This is a genomic window from Azospirillum sp., assembly GCF_035627195.1.
GTDB lineage: Bacteria > Pseudomonadota > Alphaproteobacteria > Azospirillales > Azospirillaceae > Azospirillum.
Genome location: NZ_DASPMG010000175.1, coordinates 1 through 21338, shown reverse-complemented (window position 1 = coordinate 21338; position 21338 = coordinate 1). Strand labels below are relative to the sequence as shown.

General features: G+C 72.2%; 22 protein-coding genes. 18 read left to right on the top strand and 4 right to left on the bottom strand.

The window, feature by feature from the left end:
- Window positions 1–2: 2 nt before the first annotated feature.
- From VED21_RS16080 to VED21_RS16015, 14 genes are all read left to right on the top strand, one after another.
- Window positions 3–2702 (top strand): hypothetical protein, encoded by a 2700-nt coding sequence (locus VED21_RS16080; RefSeq protein WP_324883737.1) that lies wholly within the window; start codon window positions 3–5, stop codon window positions 2700–2702.
- Window positions 2699–3049, top strand: a complete 351-nt coding sequence (locus VED21_RS16075; protein WP_324883735.1) for a hypothetical protein — start codon at window positions 2699–2701, stop codon at window positions 3047–3049. Before VED21_RS16080 ends, VED21_RS16075 begins: the two co-directional genes overlap by 4 nt.
- A 12-nt stretch (window positions 3050–3061) precedes the next feature.
- On the top strand, window positions 3062–5683 hold the full coding sequence (locus VED21_RS16070) for a hypothetical protein (RefSeq protein ID WP_324883733.1): 2622 nt from the start codon (window positions 3062–3064) through the stop codon (window positions 5681–5683).
- A 14-nt stretch (window positions 5684–5697) separates the two neighbouring features.
- On the top strand, window positions 5698–6234 hold the full coding sequence (locus VED21_RS16065; protein WP_324883730.1) for a DUF4376 domain-containing protein: 537 nt from the start codon (window positions 5698–5700) through the stop codon (window positions 6232–6234).
- An 81-nt stretch (window positions 6235–6315) separates the two neighbouring features.
- On the top strand, window positions 6316–7725 hold the full coding sequence (locus VED21_RS16060) for a phage tail sheath C-terminal domain-containing protein (RefSeq protein ID WP_324883728.1): 1410 nt from the start codon (window positions 6316–6318) through the stop codon (window positions 7723–7725).
- The gene (locus VED21_RS16055) at window positions 7726–8265 is read left to right on the top strand and encodes a phage major tail tube protein (protein WP_324883726.1); all 540 of its coding nucleotides are present in this window, start codon (window positions 7726–7728) and stop codon (window positions 8263–8265) included.
- Between the two features lie 122 nt (window positions 8266–8387).
- Window positions 8388–8690, top strand: a complete 303-nt coding sequence (locus VED21_RS16050; protein WP_324883724.1) for a phage tail assembly protein — start codon at window positions 8388–8390, stop codon at window positions 8688–8690.
- A gap of 23 nt (window positions 8691–8713) precedes the next feature.
- On the top strand, window positions 8714–8842 hold the full coding sequence (locus VED21_RS16045) for a GpE family phage tail protein (RefSeq protein WP_324883722.1): 129 nt from the start codon (window positions 8714–8716) through the stop codon (window positions 8840–8842).
- Window positions 8835–10910 carry a hypothetical protein gene (locus VED21_RS16040; RefSeq protein WP_324883720.1) on the top strand — a complete coding sequence of 692 codons (2076 nt, stop codon included), beginning with the start codon at window positions 8835–8837 and terminating at the stop codon, window positions 10908–10910. Before VED21_RS16045 ends, VED21_RS16040 begins: the two co-directional genes overlap by 8 nt.
- A gap of 3 nt (window positions 10911–10913) precedes the next feature.
- Window positions 10914–11324, top strand: coding sequence for a phage tail protein (locus VED21_RS16035; protein WP_324883719.1), 411 nt, complete (start codon window positions 10914–10916; stop codon window positions 11322–11324).
- Window positions 11321–11530, top strand: a complete 210-nt coding sequence (locus VED21_RS16030) for a tail protein X (protein ID WP_324883717.1) — start codon at window positions 11321–11323, stop codon at window positions 11528–11530. The genes VED21_RS16035 and VED21_RS16030 overlap by 4 nt, the downstream gene beginning before the upstream one ends.
- A 2-nt stretch (window positions 11531–11532) precedes the next feature.
- On the top strand, window positions 11533–12603 hold the full coding sequence (locus VED21_RS16025; protein WP_324883793.1) for a phage late control D family protein: 1071 nt from the start codon (window positions 11533–11535) through the stop codon (window positions 12601–12603).
- 41 nt (window positions 12604–12644) lie between these two features.
- Window positions 12645–12992 (top strand): hypothetical protein, encoded by a 348-nt coding sequence (locus VED21_RS16020; RefSeq protein ID WP_324883714.1) that lies wholly within the window; start codon window positions 12645–12647, stop codon window positions 12990–12992.
- Window positions 12993–13042: 50 nt separating this feature from the next.
- Window positions 13043–13210, top strand: coding sequence for a hypothetical protein (locus VED21_RS16015; RefSeq protein WP_324883713.1), 168 nt, complete (start codon window positions 13043–13045; stop codon window positions 13208–13210).
- Window positions 13211–13331: 121 nt separating this feature from the next.
- Here VED21_RS16015 and VED21_RS16010 read toward each other — a convergent pair whose 3' ends face one another.
- Together VED21_RS16010 and VED21_RS16005 are read right to left on the bottom strand one after the other, a co-directional pair.
- Window positions 13332–13922 carry an XRE family transcriptional regulator gene (locus VED21_RS16010; protein WP_324883712.1) on the bottom strand — a complete coding sequence of 197 codons (591 nt, stop codon included), beginning with the start codon at window positions 13920–13922 and terminating at the stop codon, window positions 13332–13334.
- A 13-nt stretch (window positions 13923–13935) separates the two neighbouring features.
- Window positions 13936–15363 carry an FAD/NAD(P)-binding protein gene (locus VED21_RS16005; RefSeq protein WP_324883710.1) on the bottom strand — a complete coding sequence of 476 codons (1428 nt, stop codon included), beginning with the start codon at window positions 15361–15363 and terminating at the stop codon, window positions 13936–13938.
- A gap of 48 nt (window positions 15364–15411) precedes the next feature.
- On the opposite strand from VED21_RS16005, the gene VED21_RS16000 reads away from it, so the two are divergent.
- Window positions 15412–15579, top strand: coding sequence for a hypothetical protein (locus VED21_RS16000; RefSeq protein WP_324883708.1), 168 nt, complete (start codon window positions 15412–15414; stop codon window positions 15577–15579).
- A 193-nt stretch (window positions 15580–15772) separates the two neighbouring features.
- The gene (locus tag VED21_RS15995; protein ID WP_324883706.1) at window positions 15773–17257 is read left to right on the top strand and encodes an FAD/NAD(P)-binding protein; all 1485 of its coding nucleotides are present in this window, start codon (window positions 15773–15775) and stop codon (window positions 17255–17257) included.
- A 54-nt stretch (window positions 17258–17311) separates the two neighbouring features.
- Here the strand turns inward: VED21_RS15995 and VED21_RS15990 are convergent, their stop codons facing one another.
- A complete protein-coding gene (locus VED21_RS15990; RefSeq protein WP_324883704.1) occupies window positions 17312–19381 on the bottom strand; it encodes a DUF4139 domain-containing protein in 2070 nt (689 codons plus the stop codon).
- 149 nt (window positions 19382–19530) lie between these two features.
- On the opposite strand from VED21_RS15990, the gene VED21_RS15985 reads away from it, so the two are divergent.
- On the top strand, window positions 19531–19908 hold the full coding sequence (locus VED21_RS15985; RefSeq protein ID WP_324883702.1) for a RidA family protein: 378 nt from the start codon (window positions 19531–19533) through the stop codon (window positions 19906–19908).
- Between the two features lie 338 nt (window positions 19909–20246).
- On the opposite strand, the gene VED21_RS15980 is transcribed toward VED21_RS15985, so the two are convergent.
- On the bottom strand, window positions 20247–20435 hold the full coding sequence (locus VED21_RS15980; RefSeq protein ID WP_324883700.1) for a hypothetical protein: 189 nt from the start codon (window positions 20433–20435) through the stop codon (window positions 20247–20249).
- A 229-nt stretch (window positions 20436–20664) separates the two neighbouring features.
- Between VED21_RS15980 and VED21_RS15975 the strand changes: the two genes are divergently transcribed.
- Window positions 20665–21338, top strand: a 674-nt coding sequence (locus VED21_RS15975) for a response regulator transcription factor (RefSeq protein WP_324883698.1), incomplete at its 3' end; no start/stop codon positions are given.

Sequence of the window (21338 nt, the reverse complement as noted above, 5' to 3'; positions counted from 1 at the left end):
CCATGACCAGCAACATCGACGTGACGGTGCCGCGTTCCGGGAACGCGGACACCGCCCGGGTGCGCGCGAACTTCGCCACCATCAAATCGGAAGTGCAGGACCTGCAGTCCCGCCTCGCCGGCCTGACGGCGCGGCTGGACGCCGGCATGGAGATGCCAGAGGACGCCGTGCGGCTGGCGCAGCTGGCCCAGGTCGCGCTGTCCGGATCCTACTACCACCTGGCGCACCGCCCGCACATCCCCGCCGGCGCGGAGGATCTGGGGGCGTTGCCGCTGGCCGGCGGGGCGATGACGGGGCCGCTGGCCCTGTCCCGCAACGCCGGCACGGCCATGGAGCCGGTGCCGCTCCAGCAGCTGCAAGGCATGCTGGCGGCGCTGGCGGAGGTGGCGCGCACCGGCCGCTACGCCGACCTGCTGGACCGGCCGGCGCTGGGCACGGCGGCGTCCCGCGACGCAGGCGCGTTCGCCAGCGCCGCACAGGGCGCCAGGGCCGACACGGCGGTGCAGCCGCAGGATCTGGCGCCGGTCGCCACGTCGGGATCCTTCGCCGATCTCGACGGCGCCGTGACGGAGGCGCAGCTGGCCCCGGCGGTGGCGGCCAAGCTCAACAACACGCTGCCCTACAACATCTCCGCCACCCGGCCGCCGGGGGCCGCCGACGACGTGGGCGGCGGGTGGCTGGTCGGTTCCCTGTGGGTCGACGTTCAGGCGGACGAGGCCTACCGCTGCGTCGACGCGGCGTCCGGTGCCGCCAAGTGGGTGAAGACCACGGTGGACGCCACGGAACTGGCGGCGCTGGCCTTCTCCGGCCAGTTCGCCGATCTGGGTGGCAGGCCCACGACGCTGGCCGGCTACGGCATCACCGACGCCGCCCCGATGTCCCACACGGGGGCGGGCGGGGCGGCGCACGCGGCGGCCACGGCGTCCACCGCCGGCTTCCTGTCGGCAGCCGACAAGGCGAAGCTGGACGGCATCGCCGCCGGGGCGCAGGTCAACACCGTCGCCTCGGTCAACGCCAAGACCGGCGCGGTCGTGCTTGCCCACACGGACGTCGGCGCGGCGCCCGCCGTGCACGCCCACGGCGAGGCGACGGCGTCCGCCGCCGGCTTCCTGTCGGCGGCGGACAAGGCCAAGCTCGACGGCATCGCCGCCGGGGCCAACGCCTACGTGCATCCGGCCTCGGGTGTCTCGGCCGGCACTTACCGGTCGGTGACGGTGGACGGCAGCGGCCACGTGACCGGTGGCGGCAACCCCACCACGCTGGCGGGATACGGCATCACGGATGCCGCGCCCGCCGGCCACGTGGGGGCCGGCGGTGCGGCGCACGCGAACGCCACCACCGGCGCCGCCGGTTTCCTATCAGCCGCGGACAAGACGAAGCTCGACGGTATCGCCGCCGGGGCGAACGCCTATGCCCATCCGGCGTCTGGAGTGGCGACCGGGACTTACCGGTCGGTAACGGTGGACGGCAACGGGCATGTGACCGGCGGCACCAACCCCACGACGCTGGCCGGCTACGGCATCACGGACGCCGCCCCGCTGTCCCACGCGGGGGCGGGCGGGGCGGCGCACGCGGCGGCCACGGCGTCCACCGCCGGCTTTCTGTCGGCGGCGGACAAGGCCAAGCTCGACGGCATCGCCGCGGGGGCCAACGCCTACCTGCATCCGGCCTCGGGCGTCGCGGCCGGCACTTACCGGTCGGTGACGGTGGACGGCAACGGCCACGTGACCGGCGGCACCAATCCGACGACGCTGGCGGGATACGGCATCACCGACGCCGCGCCCGTCGGCCACGTGGGAAGCGGCGGCGGGGCTCATGCCGTGGCGACGCAGAGCACGGCGGGGTTCCTGTCGGCCTCCGATAAGGCGAAGCTGGACGGGATGACGCCGGCCACGGCGGCCACGGCGGGCACCCTGGCCCAGCGCGACGCCAACAACAACCTGGCCTCCGGCTCCTTCATCGCCAGCGCGGCGTTCCCGCTCTTCGAATTCCACGAGACCGACGGCGCCGCCAACAACAGGCGCTGGCAGCAGCTCGTCAACGGGCAGCAGATGATCTGGCGCACGCTGACGGACGACGGCTCGGCCGACACGCCGTGGCTGACCGTCAGCCGCAGCGGCGTCGGCGTCAGCTCCATCGCCTTCGGCGGCTCGCTGACGGTGGGGGTGCAGGACGGGCTGATCCTCTCCCGCTCCGCCGGCAACCACCGCCTGCTGAACTGGCGCAGCGGCACGTCCAATCGCTGGCACCTGGGGGCCGACAGCGGGACGGAGGGCGGCTCCAACGCCGGCTCGGCCTTCGTGCTGATGCGCTACAGCGACGCCGGGGCCTACCTGGGCACGCCGATCAGCGTGTCGCGCGCCGGCGGGCTGGTGTCGTTCGAGACGACGCCGGCTGTGGCCGGCAATTACGTCTGGCACGCCGGCAACCTGGGCAACGCCACGACGGCCACCGCCGGGCTGATGTCCGCCGCCGACAAGACCAAGCTGAACGCTCTGGGCAGCGTCGCCTCCGGCGTTCTGCCGCCGGTGAACCAAGCCCCCGCGGCGGGGGCGCTGGGCACCACGAAGACGCCCACGCTCCAGGGCTCCGCCTTCGCCACGGTGGGCAGCGCCGACACCCACGCCGCGTCGCAGTGGCAGATCGCCACCGACGCGGCCTTCACCACCATCGTCTACGACAGCGGCGAGGTAACCACGTGATCACCAAAGGCTATTACGCGTCCCTGCGGGAGCTGCTCGCCACCGGCGACCCCGCCCGCGTCGTCGCCAAGATCGGCTTCGGCACCGGGACGAACCCCGAAGACTTCAACGACACCACCCTGACCAACGCCTTCGTCAAGCCCCTGTCGGGGTTCGAGATGGACCCCGACAACCCGCGCCTGCTGCGCTTCACCTATTCCCTGCTGCGCGGCGAGGCGAACGGCAAGGCCATCACCGAGATCGGCCTCTTCACCGAGGGCGGCACGCTGGTGGCCCGCAAGGTCCGCAGCCCCATCGAAAAGACCCCGGACATGCAGATCGGGGACACCTGGGAACTTCTCGTTTAAGGAGCGCGCCACATGGCCGACCCCAACCACCTCCCGGACGTTGCCGATCCGGGCTTTCCCGCCGTCTATGAACTGGCCGTCGACGATCCGGTCGCCGGCGGCCCGGACGGCGTCGACAACCTGCCGCACAAGAACCTGAAGGAGCGCACCGACTACCTGAAGCGCCGGCTGGAGGCGCAGGCCGCCACGCTGACCGGCGTGGACAACCGGCTGGAGACGCTGGAGGCCAGCTCCGTCGGCTCCGTCGGCCGCGCGCTGCCGCTGTCGTGGGAGCTGTCGGACGAGGGCTTCGACTTCGAGCTGTTCTCCCAGGGCTTCCGCTGGGCGGACATCGCCCCGGTGACGGTCGTGCAGACCGTGGCCGGCGACGAGAGCGTGGACGTGGCCGACACCGCCGGCCTGCAGGCGGGCCGCACCTACGTCATCTACACCGGCACCGGCGTCGGCTACCCGGTGGTGGTGGACGCCATCCTGTCCGCCACGCGCTTCCGCGCGAAGGAGGAACTGGCCGTCTCCCTGTCCGGCGCGACGCTGGCCTGCACGTCCTGGGACGTGCGCGCCGGCTATGCGGTGGCGAAGAACGGCGGCCTGCTGTTCTCCCGCCCGGTGCGGGCGCTGCGCTTCTACGCCGACGCCCGCGTGGTGGTCCGGCGCGACGACAAGGACGGCAAGCTGAGCGTCCAGTACCGCACCGCCGGCACGGCCGGCGCGTGGCTGGACGCCATGCTGGTGAGCACCACCGCCCGCGAGGCCGGCACCCGCGACGAGGAATACGCGCTGTCCGGCGGGTCCATCATCGAGTTACGGGTGGAGGCGGCGCATGGTCCCTCGGGCAAGGACGTGACGGTGCACCACCTTGTGGCCTTCCCCGGCGACACCGCCGGCCGGGCCTGGGAGGTGTCGCAGCCGGTCAACACGACGCCCGCGAACGGCGCCACCAACGTGCTGGCGACGCCGACGCTGCAGGGCAGCGGCTACCGCAGCCTGTACGGCGTGGCCCAGTCGAACGCGGAGTTCCGCGTGGCGACCGAGCAGGACATGACGAACGTGGTGCACGCGGCCGTCGCCGGCAGCGCCACCACCTCCCACGCCATCCCCAACGGCGTGCTGACCACCAACACCGTCTACTGGTGGCAGGCCCGCTACCGCGACGCGGACGGCACGTGGTCGCCGTGGTCGAAGCCGACCGCGTTCTCCACCGGCGCCATCTTCCGCTACGTCCAGCAGCCGCTGAACACCGCACCCGCCAGCGGGACCAAGAGTGCCTCCACCGTGCCGACGCTGCAGGCGTCCGGCTTCCTGGTGGTGGGCGGCACCGACACGCACGCCGCGTCGCAGTGGCAGGTCGCGACGGACGCGGCGTTCACGGCCATCGTCTACGACACGGGGGAAACCGTGGCCAGCACCAACCACACCGTGCCCGCCAACACGCTGGCGGACCAGACCACCTACTATTTCCGCGCGCGCTACAAGGGCACGGCCCTGGGCCTCTCCCCCTGGTCGGCGCCCACCAGCTTCTCCACGCAGGCCATGCCGGCGGCGCCCACGAACACGGCACCGGCCAACGGCGCCACCGGCGTGACGCTGCCGGTAACGCTGCAATCGTCGGCCTTCTTCATTCCGGGTGGCAACGACACGCACGCCAAGTCGCAGTGGCAGGTGTCCACGTCGGCGGACTTTTCGGCGCCGCTCTACGACAGCGGGGAGGTAGCGGACCTGACCAGCCACAGCGTGCCGGTGGGAGCGGGTGCCACCAGCTACTATTGGCGCGCGCGGCACAAGGGGCTGAACGCCGGATGGGGGGCATGGTCCAGCGTGACCAGTTTCACCACTGCGCAGCCCTCCGGCTCGCAGACCTTCACCACGCCAGGGACCTATACCTTCACCGTTCCGGCGGGGGTGACGTCTCTGTCCGCCGTGGCGGTCGGCGGCGGCGGGGGAGGTAACAACTCCTATGGAACCGGCGGCGGCGGCGGCGGGCTCCGCTACGTCAGCAACCTTGCCGTTATCCCAGGACAACAGATCACGTTGGTCGTGGGAAGTGGCGGTGCGCCAGGGGCAAATGGCGGGTCGTCCTCGCTTGGATCGTTCATCACCGCCTACGGTGGCCAGTGCGGCGGCAATGGCGTCGGCGGCCTGGGTGGTGCCGGCGTTGGCGGTACGGGCGGTGGTACGGGCGGCCAAGGCGGATACAGCATCAACGGTGCAGGCGCATTTGCGGGCGGCGGCGGCGGTGCAGCCGGCTATACGGGAAATGGAGGTCGGGGAGCCGGCTTTGGTCCGTCGAACACTGCGTCCGACGGCTTGCTGGCCACGGCTGGCTCCGGTGGTGGCGGGGCAGGTGGCGAATTCTGCGGCAACGGTGGGCCTTCCAATTACTTCGGTTCCGGTGGTGGCGGCGTCGGCTTGGCCGGACCCGGCGCGAGTGGTGCCATCGCTGGAACCTACGCGCGTGGCGGCGGCGGCGGCGGGGGATCCGGTGGTGCCAATGGTGCAATGCGCGACGGCGCCGGAGCGAACGGATCTGGCGGCGCCTGCGGCGGCGGTGGCGGCGGGAGCACCTACATGTCCACGGGCGGCAGTGGTGGCGCCGGTGGCGTCGCCTTGATTTGGGGACCGGGTGCCGCGTTCTAACGGGAGAAACACATATGTTGTGGGCTCGCATCGACGAATATGGCCGGGCGGCTGAGTTCATCACCTTCGACCCGTCCAACGCCTTTCACCCCGATACGATTTGGGTTCAGGTTCCAGATCTTTACCGGGAGTGGGTGGACACCGAATACATCCAGGCCGAAGGTGGAAGCCTCGCGCCCCCCTCGCTCGACCACCTCAAGCAGCAGGCCAAGGCCCGCGTCGCCGCTCGCCGCTTTATGGCGGAGACCGGCGGGCTCACCCTGCCGGACGGCACCGGGCTGCGCACCGACCGCGAGAGCCAGGCCATGATCGGCAACGCCGTGGCGCTGGCGCAGCTGGAGCCGGACGCCCCGGTGGCGTTCAAGGCGGCCAGCGGGTGGGTGACGCTCACCGGCGCGCAGATGCAGGCCGTCGGCCGGGCGGTGGGCGCGCACGTGCGCGCGTGCTTCGCCCGCGAACAGGCCATCGGCGCGCTGATCGACGCGGCCGACACGGTCGACGAGGTCCTCGCCACGTACGACGCCGAAAAGGACGAGGGCTGGCCGGCGTAAGCGGCCGCAGCACTCCGTCCGACGTTCGGCCCGCCTTCGGCGGGCTTTTTCTTTTCCCGAAAGCCTTGGGAGCACACCGGAATGCCGGAACAGTTTCTCCACGGCGTGGAAGTCGTCGAAATCGACAACGGCCCGCGCCCCATCCGTACCGTGAAATCCTCCATCATCGGTGTCGTCGGCACGGCACCCGACGCGGACGCCGCGGCCTTCCCGCTGGATACGCCCGTGCTGGTCGCCGGCAGCCGCCAGGAGGCGGCCAAGCTGGACACCACCGGCGACGGCAAGGGCACCCTGCCGGCCGCGCTGGAGGGCATCTTCGACCAGATCGGCGCCATGGTCGTCGTCGTCCGCGTGGCCGAGGGGTCCGACGCCGACGAGACCATGGCCAACCTGCTGGGCGGCGTGAACGGCACCACCGGCGCCTATGAGGGCGTGCACGCCCTGCTGTCGGCGCGCACGGCGCTGGGCGTCGTGCCGCGCATCCTGTGCGCGCCGGGCTTCACCCACCAGCGCACCACCGGCGGCGTCACCGGCGTGGCCGTGGGGGCCGGCGGCAGCGGCTATGCGGCCAGCGGCACCACCGTCACCATCACCGGCGACGGCGTGGGGGCGGAGGCCAAGGCCGTGATCACGGCCGGCGCCGTCACCGGCGTCACCGTCACCAAGCCGGGCTTCGGCTACACCAGCGCCACCGTCACCATCTCCGGTTCCGGCACCGGCGCCACGGCCACCGCCAGCCTGGGCACGGTCGCCAACCCGGTGGTGGCGGAGTTGCTGGGCATCGCCGAGCGCACCCGCGCGGTGATCATCGCCGACGGCCCGAACGCGACGGACGCGGCCGCCATCGCCTACCGCGGCGACTGGGGCTCGCCCCGCGTGTTCGTGGTCGATCCCTGGGCCAAGGTGGTGCGCGGCGGCGCCGTGGTGGACGAGCCGCTGTCGGCCCGCGTGGCCGGGCTGATCGCCAAGATGGACAACGACCGCGGCTTCTGGTGGAGCCCGTCGAACCAGGTGATCAACGGCATCGTCGGCACCGTCCGCGCCGTGGACTTCACGCTGGGCGATACCAACTGCCGGGCGAACTACCTGAACGAGCGCGAGGTGGCGACGGTCATCCGCGAGGACGGCTTCCGCCTGTGGGGCAACCGCACCTGCGCGGCCGATCCGAAGTGGGCGTTCCTGTCGGTCCGCCGCACCGCCGACCTGATCAACGACAGCCTGCAGCGCGCCCACCTGTGGGCGGTCGACCGCAACATCACCGGCACGTACCTGCAGGACGTGACGGAGGGCGTGAACGCCTACCTGCGCAGCCTGAAGGCGCAGGGCGCCATCCTGGGCGGCCGCTGCTGGCCCGACCCGGACCTGAACAGCCCGGCCAACATCACGCAGGGGAAGGTCTTCTTCAACTTCGACTTCACCCCGCCGTACCCGGCCGAACACATCACCTTCCGTTCGCAGCTCGTGAACGACTACATCGCGGAGATCCTGTAAATGGCCATCCAGCTTCCCAGGGTTCTGAAAAACCTCAACCTGTTCATGGACGGTATCGGCTACGCCGGCCGCGTGGACGAGGTGACGCTGCCCAAGCTGAGCATCAAGGCCGTGGAGCACCGCGCGGGCGGCATGGACCTGCCCGTGCAGCTCGACATGGGCCTGACGGCGATGGAGATCGCCATGGTGCTCTCCGACTTCGAGCCGGAGGTCTTCCGGTCCTTCGGCCTGCTGGACAGCGCGGGCACGCCCATCACCGTGCGCGGCGCGTTCCAGGCGCAGGGCAGCGCCGACGTGCTGGCCGTCAGCATCGCCATGCGCGGCGGCTGGAAGACTTTGGACGCCGGCAAGTGGAAGCCGGGCGAGAAGTCGATCCTGACCGTCACCGGCGCACTGTCCTACTACAAGCTGATGGTCGGCAGCGAAACGCTGGTGGAAATCGATGCCGTCAACATGGTGCGCATCATCGATGGTGTGGACCAGATGAAGGCCATGCGGGACGCCATCGGCCTCAACAGCGGCTTCATCTCCTTCCCCTGAACGCCATAGCCCGACCCCGGGCGCCCTGACCACGGCACGGGCCGGCGCGGGACACCGCGGCCGGCCCGTGCCGTTCCGGGCACCCAGGCCCACGCCATCCGGCATACAAAGGACACCGGGACATGACCGATACGTACGATCCGACCAACACGCAGGACTGGGCGGCCGGCGGGCCGCGCACCGTTACCCTTGCCGTTCCCGTCGCCGTCGGCGGCCGGACCATCACCGACGTCACGCTGCGCCGCCCCAAGGTGGGCGACCTGCGGCGCATGGACAAGCAGAAGGGCTCCGACCTCGACAAGACGCTGTGGATGGTCTCCACCCTGGCCGAGCTGACCCCGCAGGAGGTCGACGAGATCGACGCCGGGGACCTGGAGGCCATCGCGGAGGTGGTCGCGGGTTTTACGCGCAAGGGGCAGGCCTAGCCCCGGACGCGGCGTGGGCGGCGATGGCGGACATCGCCGCGGTGTTCGGCTGGACGCCGGACGTGATGGACGAAATGGAACCCCCGGAGCTGCTGCGCTGGCACGTGCTGGCGCGGGAGCGCGGGGCCGTGGCCGGAGGCAGCCGTGGCTGAAGGGAACGTCACCAATACCGTGTCCGCCGTGGACCGCCTGACGGCCCCGGTGCGGACGATGAACGAAGCGTTGGCAGCGCTGGCCACCCCGTTCGAACGGCTGACCGTCGCCGTGCGGACGCTGGGCGGGGAGGCCGGGCTGGGCTTCCTGGAAGGGCAGGTCAAGGCCGTGGGCGCCGGTGCCGGCGCCGTGGCGGGGCGGGTGGCCGGCTTGGCCGGCACCGTGCTGGGCGTGGCTGGCACGGCCGGCATCGTCGGCGGCGGCATCCTGCGGGGAGCGGCCGAGTCCGAACGGCAGGAGGCGATGCTGACCACGCTTCTGGGCAGCAGCGCCAAGGCGAAGGAAAGTCTGGGGTGGGTCGACGGGTTCGCCGAAAAAACCCCGCATACCGGCGGCGACCTGACCGAGGCGTTCATCCGGCTGACCGCCCACGGCATCGATGCCCGGGCAGGGGCGCTGCAGGCCGTCGGCGACGCCGCCGCAGCCACCGGCCGGCCGGTGGCGCAGATGACCGAGGCCTTCACCGCCGCGGCCGGCGGCCGGATGGACCGCCTGCGGGACATGGTGGGCGGCCACGCCGAGACCAGGAACGGCATGGTCACCTACACCGTTGCCGACCAAGAGGGCCGGCAGCGGGTCTTCGAGGCCGCCGCGACGGATTCCAAGGCCCTGCAGGCGATGGTCATGGAGGTGTTCAAGGCCAAGGGCTACACCGGCGCCATGGACACCCTGTCGCAGACCTGGAGCGGCATGTGGACCCGGCTGACCGAGGCCGTCTCCGGCTTCGGGCAGATGATCGCCGACGCCGGCGCGTTCGACATCCTGAAGGACAAGCTGCACGCCGTCCTGGACCTGATCGGCCGGTGGAAGGCGGACGGCACCCTGCAGACGTGGGCCAAGGGAATATCCGACGCCTTCACCGGCGCCATGCAGGCCGTCGAGGGCAAGCTGGCCGGCGTGAATTTGGGCACGGTGTTCGACGACGTCGCCAGCGCCGCCTCCCGCATCGCCCAAACCGTCGGCCGCGTGGTCGCGTGGCTGGGCGGTTGGGAGAACGCGGTCATCGTCGTCGCCGTGGCGCTGAACGCCCAGCTGATCGTGGCCGTGGGACAACTCACCGCCGGGCTGGCGGGCCTTGCGGCCGGCGTCGTCCGCGTGGGCGCGTCCATGGCGGTCATGGTCGCCGGCGGGGTGGTGTCGGGGATCGGCACCTTCATCGCGTCCGTGCGGAGCGGGACCGGCGTGATGGCGGCGTTCAACGCGGTGCTGTCGGCGAACCCCATCGGCGTCGTCGTCATGGGGGTGGCGGCGCTGGCCGCGGTGGCCTACGCCGTGTGGGCCAATTGGGAAACGCTGGGCGAGCTTTTCGGCGCGGTGTGGGACGCCATCGCGTCCGCCTTCTTCGGCGCCGTCGACGGCATCGTTTCCCTGCTGTCCGGCTTCTCGCCCGCAACGCTGCTCGCCGGGGCGGTGGACGCCGTGGTCGGCGTCTTCACCGGCGCCGACCTGTTCGCGCTGGGGACCGGGTGGATCGGCGGCCTGTGGGACGGCATCGCGTCCCGCTGGACGGCGCTCACCGCCTGGCTGTCGGAAGCCCTGGCCGGGCTTACGGGGTGGCTGCCCGACTGGGCGAGGGGGCCGCTGGGCATCTCCGCGCCCGGCGCGCCGCCGCCCGTGCCGGCGGGCGGCGGCGCCTCGGCGGTGACCGAAGTGGCCCGAGCCCCGGCCCGTCCGGCCGCCGCCGGAGCCGCCGCCGGCGTCCTCGCGCCGCCGGGCGCCGCCCGCGCGGCTGGGGCCGCGCCGGCCGCGGGGCCACCGACCTCCGCCGCGCCGGTCGCCGGGGTGCCGGCTGCATCGGCATCGCCGGGTGCGGCGGCCGTGGGAGCGGCACGCGGTGCGGTGGTCAACCAGATCAGCGCCCCTGTGGCGATCTCCGTCACGGTGAACGGCATGGCGGACATCGACGTGCTCCGCCGCGAGGTGGAGGGCGCCGCCCGCCGCGCCATGGAAGACTGGCAGTGGCGCCAGCAATCGGCGGCGGGCGCCGCCCTGTGGGGAGGAGACTGAGCCATGGCCGAACGCATCATGATGGCGCTGGGCGACTTCCGCTTCGAGGTGGGAACGGCCGCGTACCAGACGCTGACGCGGGCGCAGGGCTACCGATGGGTGCCGCAGAGCCGCGTGGGGCGGGTGCCGGCGCTCCAGTTCGTGGGTCCGGACCTGGAGACGGTGGAACTGCACGGCGCCATCTTTCCCGCTTTCATGGGTGGCCTCGGGCAGATCGCGGCGATGCAGGAACTGGCCGGCCTGGGCGTGCCCCTGGATCTCGTGGACGGCACCGGGCAGGTGCTGGGCCTCTGGTGCATCCTGTCGGTCAACGAGACCGCCACGGAGTTCACCGAGGACGGCATGCCCCGCCGGCAGGACTTCATCCTGAAGCTGACCGCCTACGGCGAGGACGAGCAGGAGGACGGCGCATGACCGCGCTCTACGTCACGAGGAACGGGGACATGGTGGATTACGTGGCCTGGAAGCACTACGGCAGCCGCACCGGCGCCGTGGAGGCCGTGCTGGACGCCAACCCGGGGCTGGCCGACGCGGGCGTCGTCCTTCCCGCCGGCCGCACCATCACGCTGCCGGACCTGCCCGCCAGGACGACGCAGCGCGTCGTCCGGATCTGGGGGTGACCATGCGCCCTGCCTTCAAACTGCTGGCGGACGGCCGGGACATCACGGCCAACATCCGCGACCGCCTTCTGTCCATCACCTACCACGACGAGGCGGAGGCCAAGTCCGACCGCCTCACCCTCCAGCTCGACGACCGGCCGCGCCCGGCGGACGGCGCCCATGGGGCGCAGCATGTGGCGCTGCCCGGCGTGGGATGCCGGCTGGAGCTGTCGCTGGGCTACGAGGAGACCGGCATGCTGCCCATGGGCAGCTTCCTGGTGGACGAGGTCGAGCACAGCGGCCCGCCCGAGATGCTGAAGGTGACCGCCAAGGCCGCCGACATGGTGGGCCCCTTCCGCACCCCCACCTCGCGGTCCTGGGACGCCACCACGCTGGGCGCCATCGTGCAGGAGATCGCGAGGGCGCACGGCTACCAGGCCCGGCTGGACCCGGCGCTGGCCGCGGTGCCGGTGGCGCACGAGGACCAGACCAACGAAAGCCCCATGGCCTTCCTCCACCGCCTGGCCGAGCGGCACGACGCGGTGGTCAAGCCGGTGAACAGCATGCTGGTGCTGGCGCCGAAGGGCAAGGCCAAGGCCGTCAGCGGCAAGACGCTGCCCGAAGCCGTCGTACGGATGGACCGGCTGTCCACGTGGATCTACAGCCACAAGGCGCGCGCCGAAGCCGGCAAGGCCAAGGACGCCAAGGGACCGGCCGGCGGCGTCCAGACGGCCTACTGGGACAAGGACGCCGCCGCGCAGAAGCAGGTGCAGGCCGGGGCGGCGCCCCACCAGAACACCCGCTTCGCGTGCGCCGACGCCAAGGCCGCCGCGGCGGACGCCGCCGGCACCAAGAACCGGAAGGACCGGGGGGCGGCCAAGTTCACCTGCACCACCATCGGCGACCCGCGGTTCATGGCCGAGCAGAAGCTGAGGCTGCAAGGCTTCCGCCCCGGCCTGCCGACGGAGTGGCGCGTCACGATCGTGGAGCACCAGTTCGACGCGAAGGGCTACGCCGTGGGCATCACTGCCGAGCTGTTCACGCCGGAGCAGGAGGACGTGGGCAAGGCCGCTTCCACGGCGGGGCAGGAATAGTCGCGTCCCGCCTTTTCCAAACCCGCGCTGATAGGGCCGCCATGGACAAGCACACCGCGTTCTACGAACTTGCGGTCAATGGGGCCGTCGCGTCGTTCGGCGCGATGGCGAACTACCTCTACGCGCACGTGACCAGGAACGTGCCGCTCAACTGGCTGCGCTTCCTCACCAACATCGCGCTTGGTTTCTTCATCGGGCAGGTGGTGGGGGACTTCCTGCCGGCGGACTTCGCCTATCGGGACGGCACCCTGCTGATCGCGGGGTTCAGCGTCTACCCGCTCCTGCAGATCCTGGAGATCAAGGGCGGCGAGTTCGTCGCCCGGCACCTGGGCGTCGGCCCAGTTTCCAAGCACGGCCCCGGACGGCGGGGAAACGGCCTCGGCCCATAGCGCTTCCCCGCGTTCACCCCCCTCACGAACCTGAAGGAAAGGCACACACCATGCTCGACATGATCCTGCGCGCCCTGTCTCAGCCGTCCACCTACGCCGGCCTGTCCGGCATGGCCGGCGCCATCGGCCTGTCCGCCCCGGAATTCCAGGCGCTCGCCGCCGTCGCCGCCACCCTGTTCGGCGCCGTCGCCGTGTTCGTGAACGAGCGCGGCGCCTGACCATCCCCCCTCCCGCAACGGCCCCCGGTGCTTCGGCGCCGGGGGCCTTTTTCCGTTTCAGGCCGGGCCGGAGCGGCAGGTCCCTACACGCCGGCGAAAGCCCGACGCTGGTTGTGCCCCCTTACACGATCACCGGCTCGGCGTACGTCATGACGAGGTACAGCACCGCCTCTCCATCGCCTGTGTTCCGGTAGGCATGCGGCACGTCGGCCTCGAACAGGATGCTGTCGCCCTCGGCCAGCGTGTGCGGGCCGTCGCCGGTGACGATCTCCACCGTGCCACGGCTCACCGTCAGGTTCTCCGTGGTGCCGGTGGCGTGGGCGTCGGCCTGCTCCTCCGCGCCCGGTGCCAGGCGCAGCTCGTAGAACTCCACCTGCCGCTCGCCCTCGAAGGGGAACAGCGCGCGCGAGGTGAAGCGGCCGTCGTGCGAGGCCAGCACCTTGGTTTCGGCGCGGCGCAGCACCGTCGTGCGGCCGGCGGCACCGGCGCTGAGCAGGCTGGAGAACGGCACCTCCAGCACCTTGGCGATGCGCCACAGCGTGTCGATGGCCGGCACGCCGCCGCCCGCCTCGATGCCGGCCAGCACGGCCGGCTCCACGCCGGCCAGCCGGCCCAGCCGCTCCACCGACAGCCCCTGCTGCGTGCGCAGCAGGCGCAGGTTGCCCGCCACCGTGCGGGCGAGGTCGCTCAGGTCGTCGTGCGTCTGCGTCATCGTGATCCTCCGGTCATCGCGGTCTTCCCCTGGCGGCGCGTTCAGCGCGTTCGGCGAGTTCGCGGCCGGCCTCGGCGCAGCGGGTGCGCAGTTCCGGCACGGCCAGCATTTCCCAATAGGGGGCGCGGGCCAGCGGGCCGACGGCGAACAGCCGGTCGGACGGGCGGCCGTCGGCGCCGACCAGCGCTCCGTCCGCCGTGACGTCGAGGCCGAGGCGCAGCGGGTCCGGCCGTGCCAGCCCCTGGCCCAGCAGGGCGCGCACCAGCGGGTGACGGATGCGGGCGTAGTCGCACTGCGGCCCGGTGCTGTTGATCAGCGTGCCCACCAGGCTCCACGGCGCCTCGCCGGAACGCGGCGCCACGGTGATGCGCAGGCCCCTTTCCGCCGCGACGAGGCCGAGCAAGCGGCCGGAGCGCACCTCCAGCCGGCCGGCCTCGCGCAACGACTCGATGCGGGCGGCGACGCGCGGCGCCATGCGGTGCCGGTGCACGTCCCACAAGCCCCGGCCGTGGCGCAGGAAACGCCGGCGCTCGCTCTCGTCCAGCGCCTGCCAGAGCCGGTGGTGGTGCGGCCGCAGCGCGTCGAAGGCGGAGCGCCAGCCGGCCCCCTCCGCCTCCGCCCGCGCCGCGTCGGCGCGCAACGCCGCCAGCAGGCCGCGCACGGTGGAGGGCAGGGCCGCCGGGTCGATGGCGGAGGCGAAGGGCCGCGTCTCCTCGTGCACGTGCGGCAGGCGGCCGTTGCGCGACAGTGCCACGATGGGGCCGCGGTGGCCGTTGCCGTCCAGCGTCAGCACGGTGTCCACCATGGTCAGCCCGGTGCCGAGGATGACCACCGGCGCGTCGGCGTCGATGCCGGCGATGGCCGCGTGGTTCCACGGGTCGCCTATGTAATGCGGGGAATCGTACGCCTCAGCCGAGGCCATGGCGGGAGGCGAGGGCGGGAAATGCCCGGTGCACAGCACCGCCGCGTCGGCGTCCAGCACCTCCGTGCCGGTGTCCGCGCCGTCGAGGGTTAGGCGCACGCCGGCCGCCGTGGGCACGATGCCGTGCACCTCGGCGTTGTGGACGTGCAGGGCGACGTGCGGCGGCGCGGCGCGCCGCGCCTGCTCCAGCACGTCGACGATGTAGGCGCCGTAGGTGGTGCGCGAGGCGAAGGCGTTGCCGCTGGACGGACCGGCGGCGGATCCCCGCAGCGACCACAGCCAGCGCTGGAAGTGCGGCGGGTCTTCGGGAAACGCGCTCATGTTGTGGGCGCGCACGTTCAGCAGGTGGCTGTCGTCCCCGGTGGAGTAGGCCAGCCCCGGACCGGGCACCGGCCGCCGCTCGATCAGGTGGATCTCCACCGGCGTCGCCGCGGCGCGCATGAGGTGCACGGCCAGAAGGCTGCCGGTGAAGCCGGCGCCGACGATGGCGACGCGCCAGGGGACGGCGGGGGCGTTCATAACGCACCTTCCGGCGTCCGGAGCAGGGCCTGCGCGACGGACCCGGCGATGCGCGTCGCCGCCGCCCGCTCCTCCAAGGCGTTGCCCAAGGCGCTGCCCGATGCGCTGCAACGAACGGTCATGAGCATGGTCGGCACTCCCCCTGTCGGCCCCGCCGTCGGCTGCGGCCGGGGAATGAACATCATGGGAGTGTATGTTGCACGTTATTTCCTATAATGAAAATAGGAAATAACGGCGGCATGTCCATTCCGCAGCGGGGGCGCGGGGCGGTTTCCCCGTCCGTCCGGCATAACGCGGGCGGGCGGGTGCGTTTTCCCTGCCTGTCCGGTATGGTTGCATCCAGAACAACAGCGGGAATTGCGGGTTAAGGACGAATTACGCCTCTGCCACCCAGACCGGGGAGAAGGCCATGATGCCGTTTGGGAGTTCGCTCCGTCCGCCACACCGGATCGCCATCGTCGGCGCCGGGTTCACCGGCAGCATGCTGGCCGCGCACCTGCTGCGCCGCTGCGAGCAGCCCACCACCATCCATCTGATCGAACGGTCGGGGGCGCCCGGTCCGGGGCTGGCGTACTCCACGCCCAACGGCGCGCACGTGCTGAACGTGCGCGCCTACAACATGAGCGCCTACCCCGACGATCCCCGGCACTTCCTGCGCTGGCTGTGGGCGCGCAACAGCGACAGCCCGGTGCCGCCGTCCGGCCACGCCTTCGTGTCGCGCGCGGTGTACGGCGCCTACATCCGGGACGTGCTGGCCCAGGCGCAGGCCGCCGCCCCGCCGCACGTGGCGGTGAGGACGCTGCGCGCCGAGGCGGTCGACGTGGTCGAGGAGGGCGACGGCGTGCGCCTGCGCCTGGACGGCGGCCCGATGCTGCCGGCCGACCGCGCGGTGCTGTGCCTCGGCAACTTCCCGCCGCCCCCGCCGCGCGTTGCGGCGGATCCGCAGGCGGCGGCCGCGGTCTTCGCCTCGTCCCGCTACATCGGCGACCCGTGGGACCATGCGGCGGTGGCGGCCGTGCCGCCGGACGAGGCGGTGCTGGTGCTGGGCACCGGGCTGACCATGGTGGACGTGGTCCTCAGCCTGCTCGACCAGGGGCACCGCGGCGCCATCCTGGCAGTCTCCCGGCGCGGCCTGCTGCCGACGGTGCACGAGGAGACGCGGCCCTACAAATCCTTCCTGTGCCCGCAGGTGATGCCGCGCACCGTGCTCGACGTGCTGATCGCGCTGAAGGCGGACGCGCGGCGCGCCCAGGCGGCGGGGTTCGACTGGCGGGCCGCGTTCGACGCGCTGCGCCCCCACCATCACCGCATCTGGGAGCACCTGCCGGAGGAGGAGCGGCGCCGCTTCCTGCGCCACGCCCGCCCGTTCTGGGAGGTGCACCGCCACCGTCTGGCGCCGGAGGTGGCGGCGCGCATCGCGGCGGCGCGGGCGTCCGGCCAGTTGTCGGTGCGCGCCGGGCGGCTGCACGGCCTGTCACCGGACGGCGACGGCGTGGCGGCGGCGATCGCCGAACGCGGCGGCGCGATCGACGCCCGGCGGGTGGGCCGCGTGATCAACGCCACCGGCTCGGAATGCGACTACGCGCGCATCCGCCACCCGCTGGTGCAGGCGCTGCTGCGGCGTGGCCTGGCCCGTCCGGATCCGCTGCGCCTCGGCCTCGACGTCACGGCGGACGGCGCGCTGATCGGTGCGTCGGGGCGCCCGTCCGACCGGCTGTTCGCGCTCGGCCCCGCCAGCCGGGCGCCGTTCTGGGAGATGACCGCCGTGCCGGAACTGCGCACCCAGTGCGCCGGGGCGGCCGAGCATCTGGCGGCCTTCCCGGCGGAGCGGGTGCACGGGATGCCCTGGGCGCGCCGCGACGATGCGGCCGGCCACCCCGGCCGGGAGGCGTGATGCGGTGACGCGGGTCGGGCCACCGCCATCCGGCCTGGGGCGTGGGCGGTTGCGCTACCAGCGCGCCGCCTTCGCTGCGTCTGCCAGCGCCTGCCGCGCCGCCGCGGCATCCTTGCGGGCGGCGGTCAGGTCGCGGGCGATCTGCTCCAGCCGCGTCTCCTCCTCGCCCATGCGGGCCAGCGTGCGTTTGGTGAGGTCGCTGTTGGCCGGCAGCGCGCCCAGGTTCTGGCGCAGGCGCTCCTGGTCCTTGACCAGTTCGCCCTGCTCGCGCTCCAGGTCGCCGATCCGGCGCTGCTTGTCGGCCAGCGCGGTGCGCAGCCCCGCCAGCTTGGCCAGCGCGTCCCGCGCGGCGGGCGGCAGTTCGCGGGCGTTGGCGTAATAGGTGATCTGGTCCGGCTGCATGTCGGCCAGGATGAAGCGGTCGACGCGCGGCCGCTCCAGCGCCACGGTCAGCGTCGCCGTGCCGCCGGCCGGCACCTCCACGGGCAGCCGGTGGGCGGAGGGCGTCAGCTCCGCCTTGGCCCCGGCCGGCTCCACCAGATCCCACCCGTACCGGCGGGGATGCTCGACGATCACCGTGCGGGCCTCCCGCGCGGCGCCCGCGATGGTGTAGGTGGTCGTCTGCCGCTCGGTGACGGTGAGCTGCAGCACGCCCTCGGTGGCGGTGGCGCGGGTCAGCGCCTGGCTGGACTGCTCCGTGCGGTCGACCTTCACCTTCTGGTCCACGGCGAAGCTCAGCAGCCGCTCCTCGCCGGCCGGCAGCGCCGCCAGCCGCGCGTCGCCGACGTAGGACACGGCGCCCTCGGCGCCGCGCTCGTACAGCGTCAGCACGCCCGGCGGCAGGCCGGCGGCGCCGTCGTTGGACAGCCGCACGGCGGCCAGCGGGTGGCGCGGCTGCGTGCCGGGCTGGTAGAGGTCCACCGCCGCCGCCGGCACCGCGCGCGCCACGATGGGCAGCAGCAGCGAGCCGCCGCTGGCCAGCGTCACCGGCTGTGGGTAGCGGAACACCACCTGCGTCGTCGCCTCGCTGCTCTCCGCCGCCGTCACCTCCGCGGTGCGCTGCGGGGGCGGGGGCGCGCTCATCGCCTTCGCCATGGGGGCCGGCGCCGGGGCGCCGGGCATGGGTGCTGCGGCGACCGCCGCGGGCGCGGGCGGGGCTGCCTCCGCCATCGTCCGGCCGGCGGCGCGCGGCGCCTCGACGCCGCCCTCGTCCGCCTTGGGCAGCACGCGGCCTAGCACCTCGACCGGCACCTCCTGGCGGTTCACGAAATAAGGCGTGTAGAGCGCCTGCCGGAAGGTCACCGGGTTGCCGGACACGACGGTCAGGTCGACGCCCGCCCAATCCTCCCCGCTCAGGTTCTCCAGCACCGCCCAGCCCTGCAGGTCGCCCGCCGTCGCGGCACCGCCCGGCAGGGTCAGCCGGTAGGTGGCCTTCCACAGCGGCGCTTCGACCACATAGGCGACGCGCACGGTGCGCTCCCCCCGGTCGCCGGCCCCTTGATTTCCGCTGGGCGCCGTGGTGCGGATGGTCAGCCGCCGCCGGTCGCGCTCGCCGTGCTGGGCCAGCGCTGCCAGCGCGGCGTCCACCTGCGCCTGAAGCCTGGAGTCGGCCAGCGTCAGCGAATCGGTCTCCTCCAGCACGACCTGCTGCAGGCCGGACGGCGTCACGACGCTCAGCCGGTGGCGCAGCACGGTGCCGCCGCCGTTGGGCAGCGCCACCGTCTCTTCCGTAACCGACAGGATGCGCCCGGCGACCTGCCGGACACCGACCGCCCGCACCTCGGCCCCGCGCAGCGCGGTGAGAAGGGCGGCGGGCGAGGCCAGCGCCTCCTCCCCGAAGGGCAGTTCGCGGAAGGCTTCGCGCAGCGGCTCCTCGCCCGGCAGGCTGATGGTGCCGATACCGCCCTTGTCGTCGTAGACGACGATGCTCTTCAGCACGTCGTCCACCTGGTCGCGCCGCACTTCCAGCGTCAGCGTGCCGTCGCCGGTCACCGTCGCCTCGTGTTCGAAATAGCCGACGCCGCCGGTGGACAGCAGCACGCGCTTCAGCGCCAGCGGCTGTTCGGCGTGGACCGCCGGTGCCAGAAGCAGGATGGCGAGGGTGGAGGGAACGGACAGGCGCATGGAACGGGCTCCCGAAGCTTCAGCGTGGTCATGCCAGGGATAGCGATGAAATTGGGGCGAAATGCGGCGGAAACGGGATCTTTCCGGTTGCGGCGCCGGGCCGTTGTGCCATCCTCCTGCGCAAGCAATCAAAACGGGAGGGGGGCGGCATGCCGCGAAAGCTGATTTCGTCGGGCTCCACGTTCGAGAAGGTGGCGGGCTATTCCCGCGCCGTCGTCAACGGCAAGTGGGTGTTCGTCTCCGGCACCACCGGCTTCGACTACGCCGCCGGCACCATCAGCGACGACGTCGTCGAACAGGCGCACCAGACCTTCCGCAACATCCGCGCCGCGCTGGAGCAGGCCAAGGCCAGTCTGGCGGACGTGGTGCGCGTGCGCGTCTACCTGACCAGCGCTGCCGATTTCGAACGCGTCGCGCCGATTCTCGGCGAATATCTGGGGGAGGCGCGGCCGGCCAACACCACGGTGGTGTGTCCGCTGATCGACCCGCGCATGAAGATCGAGATCGAAGTGACGGCGCGGCGCTGACGTGCCGCTTCCCTTACGGCTCCAGCCAGCGCCCCATCATTTCCCGCCACAGCGGGACCGCCGCCCCTTGCGCGCCCGGACAGCCGGTGTCGGAAAAAGGCCCCCTCCCCCGCGCGGGGGGAGGGGAGGCAAGGGGAAGCACCCGGTCACCCTCCGGCTGCTTCGGGAAGCTCAGGAGGCCGCCCGCATGGCGGCCCGCATGTCCATGGAACCGGTCCAGGCCCTGCGCCGGCCGGCAAACGCCGAACGCGCTCCGGTGGCGGCGGTCGTGCGGCCGCCGGTCGGGCTCGGTCGTGGCGTGCGGGGCGAGGGCCATGGCGGAAAACTCTTTCAAGGATTCAGGCGCTGGCGGGAACGAGCGTCTGCGCCGACTCCAGGTGGCGGCGCGCTTCGCGCAGCAGCGCCCGGTGCTGGGCGATCGCCTCGCGGACCGGAACGCCGGTGCGGTACAGCCGCACCTCGTTCAGCAGGTCGTCGGCCCGGTCGAGCAGGGCGAAGCGCTGCAGGCAGTGGTCGATGGCGTTCATCGTCGTCCCTCGTGGATCGGTTCGGGGGTTCCCCCTCACGGCACGGCGGGATTTAAGCGTTTCGATATGACTTGCCGATTTCAGATTTCCTGGTTTTTGGTTTCGCGGACACCACCGGCTGTTTCAACGCACACACCCTTTCGCTTCGCGGCGGGAATGTGTTACAAGGCTGTAACGGATGGCGTGTAGACCCCACGGCGTTGGACAAGAGGGGCGGGAGGCTAAGGGCATGCACATTCTAGCGGTCGATGACGACGAGCCGATTCGGGAACTGCTGGCCTCCTACTTGACGGCCGAGGGGTACCGCGTCACGACCGCGCCGGACACGGCGACGGCGAAACAGGCGCTGGAAAGCGACCCGGCCGACCTGGTGGTGTGCGACCTGCGCCTGCCGGACGGCGACGGCCTGGGCCTCGTGCGCCACATCCGCACGGAAACGCACATCCCGGTGATCATCCTGTCGTCCAAGGACCAGGACGTCGACCGCATCGTCGGGCTGGAGCTGGGTGCCGACGATTACCTGACCAAGCCCTTCAACCCGCGCGAGCTGCTGGCCCGCATCAAGGCGGTGCTGCGCCGCGTCGCCGGCGAGGGGCGCCCGCCGCGCGGTGCGGACGAGCTGCGCGCCGTCGTGCAGTTCGCCAACTGGGAACTCGACCTCACCGCCCAGCGCCTGCGCGCCCAGGACGGCCGCGAGGTGGAACTGACCAAGGCCGAGTTCGGCCTGCTCGCCGCCTTCGTCAAGCGCCCGCAGCGCGTGCTGACGCGCGACCAGCTGCTCGACCTGACGCGCGCCGACGGGGCGGAGGTGTTCGACCGCTCCATCGACGTGCTGATCCTGCGCCTGCGCCGCAAGATCGAGGCGAACCCCAAGGAGCCGCGCATCATCAAGACCGAGCGCGG

Excerpts from the sequence above, each read along its gene's own strand:
- VED21_RS16080 (WP_324883737.1), top strand. The coding sequence starts at position 3 with ATGACCAGCAACATCGACGTGACGGTGCCGCGTTCCGGGAACGCGGAC.
- VED21_RS16070 (WP_324883733.1), top strand. The coding sequence starts at position 3,062 with ATGGCCGACCCCAACCACCTCCCGGACGTTGCCGATCCGGGCTTTCCC.
- VED21_RS16065 (WP_324883730.1), top strand. The coding sequence starts at position 5,698 with ATGTTGTGGGCTCGCATCGACGAATATGGCCGGGCGGCTGAGTTCATC.
- VED21_RS16060 (WP_324883728.1), top strand. The coding sequence starts at position 6,316 with ATGCCGGAACAGTTTCTCCACGGCGTGGAAGTCGTCGAAATCGACAAC.
- VED21_RS16055 (WP_324883726.1), top strand. The coding sequence starts at position 7,726 with ATGGCCATCCAGCTTCCCAGGGTTCTGAAAAACCTCAACCTGTTCATG.
- VED21_RS16050 (WP_324883724.1), top strand. The coding sequence starts at position 8,388 with ATGACCGATACGTACGATCCGACCAACACGCAGGACTGGGCGGCCGGC.
- VED21_RS16045 (WP_324883722.1), top strand. The coding sequence starts at position 8,714 with ATGGCGGACATCGCCGCGGTGTTCGGCTGGACGCCGGACGTGATGGAC.
- VED21_RS16035 (WP_324883719.1), top strand. The coding sequence starts at position 10,914 with ATGGCCGAACGCATCATGATGGCGCTGGGCGACTTCCGCTTCGAGGTG.
- VED21_RS16030 (WP_324883717.1), top strand. The coding sequence starts at position 11,321 with ATGACCGCGCTCTACGTCACGAGGAACGGGGACATGGTGGATTACGTG.
- VED21_RS16025 (WP_324883793.1), top strand. The coding sequence starts at position 11,533 with ATGCGCCCTGCCTTCAAACTGCTGGCGGACGGCCGGGACATCACGGCC.
- VED21_RS16020 (WP_324883714.1), top strand. The coding sequence starts at position 12,645 with ATGGACAAGCACACCGCGTTCTACGAACTTGCGGTCAATGGGGCCGTC.
- VED21_RS16015 (WP_324883713.1), top strand. The coding sequence starts at position 13,043 with ATGCTCGACATGATCCTGCGCGCCCTGTCTCAGCCGTCCACCTACGCC.
- VED21_RS16010 (WP_324883712.1), bottom strand. The coding sequence starts at position 13,922 with ATGACGCAGACGCACGACGACCTGAGCGACCTCGCCCGCACGGTGGCG.
- VED21_RS16005 (WP_324883710.1), bottom strand. The coding sequence starts at position 15,363 with ATGAACGCCCCCGCCGTCCCCTGGCGCGTCGCCATCGTCGGCGCCGGC.
- VED21_RS16000 (WP_324883708.1), top strand. The coding sequence starts at position 15,412 with ATGCGCGTCGCCGCCGCCCGCTCCTCCAAGGCGTTGCCCAAGGCGCTG.
- VED21_RS15995 (WP_324883706.1), top strand. The coding sequence starts at position 15,773 with ATGATGCCGTTTGGGAGTTCGCTCCGTCCGCCACACCGGATCGCCATC.
- VED21_RS15990 (WP_324883704.1), bottom strand. The coding sequence starts at position 19,381 with ATGCGCCTGTCCGTTCCCTCCACCCTCGCCATCCTGCTTCTGGCACCG.
- VED21_RS15985 (WP_324883702.1), top strand. The coding sequence starts at position 19,531 with ATGCCGCGAAAGCTGATTTCGTCGGGCTCCACGTTCGAGAAGGTGGCG.
- VED21_RS15980 (WP_324883700.1), bottom strand. The coding sequence starts at position 20,435 with ATGAACGCCATCGACCACTGCCTGCAGCGCTTCGCCCTGCTCGACCGG.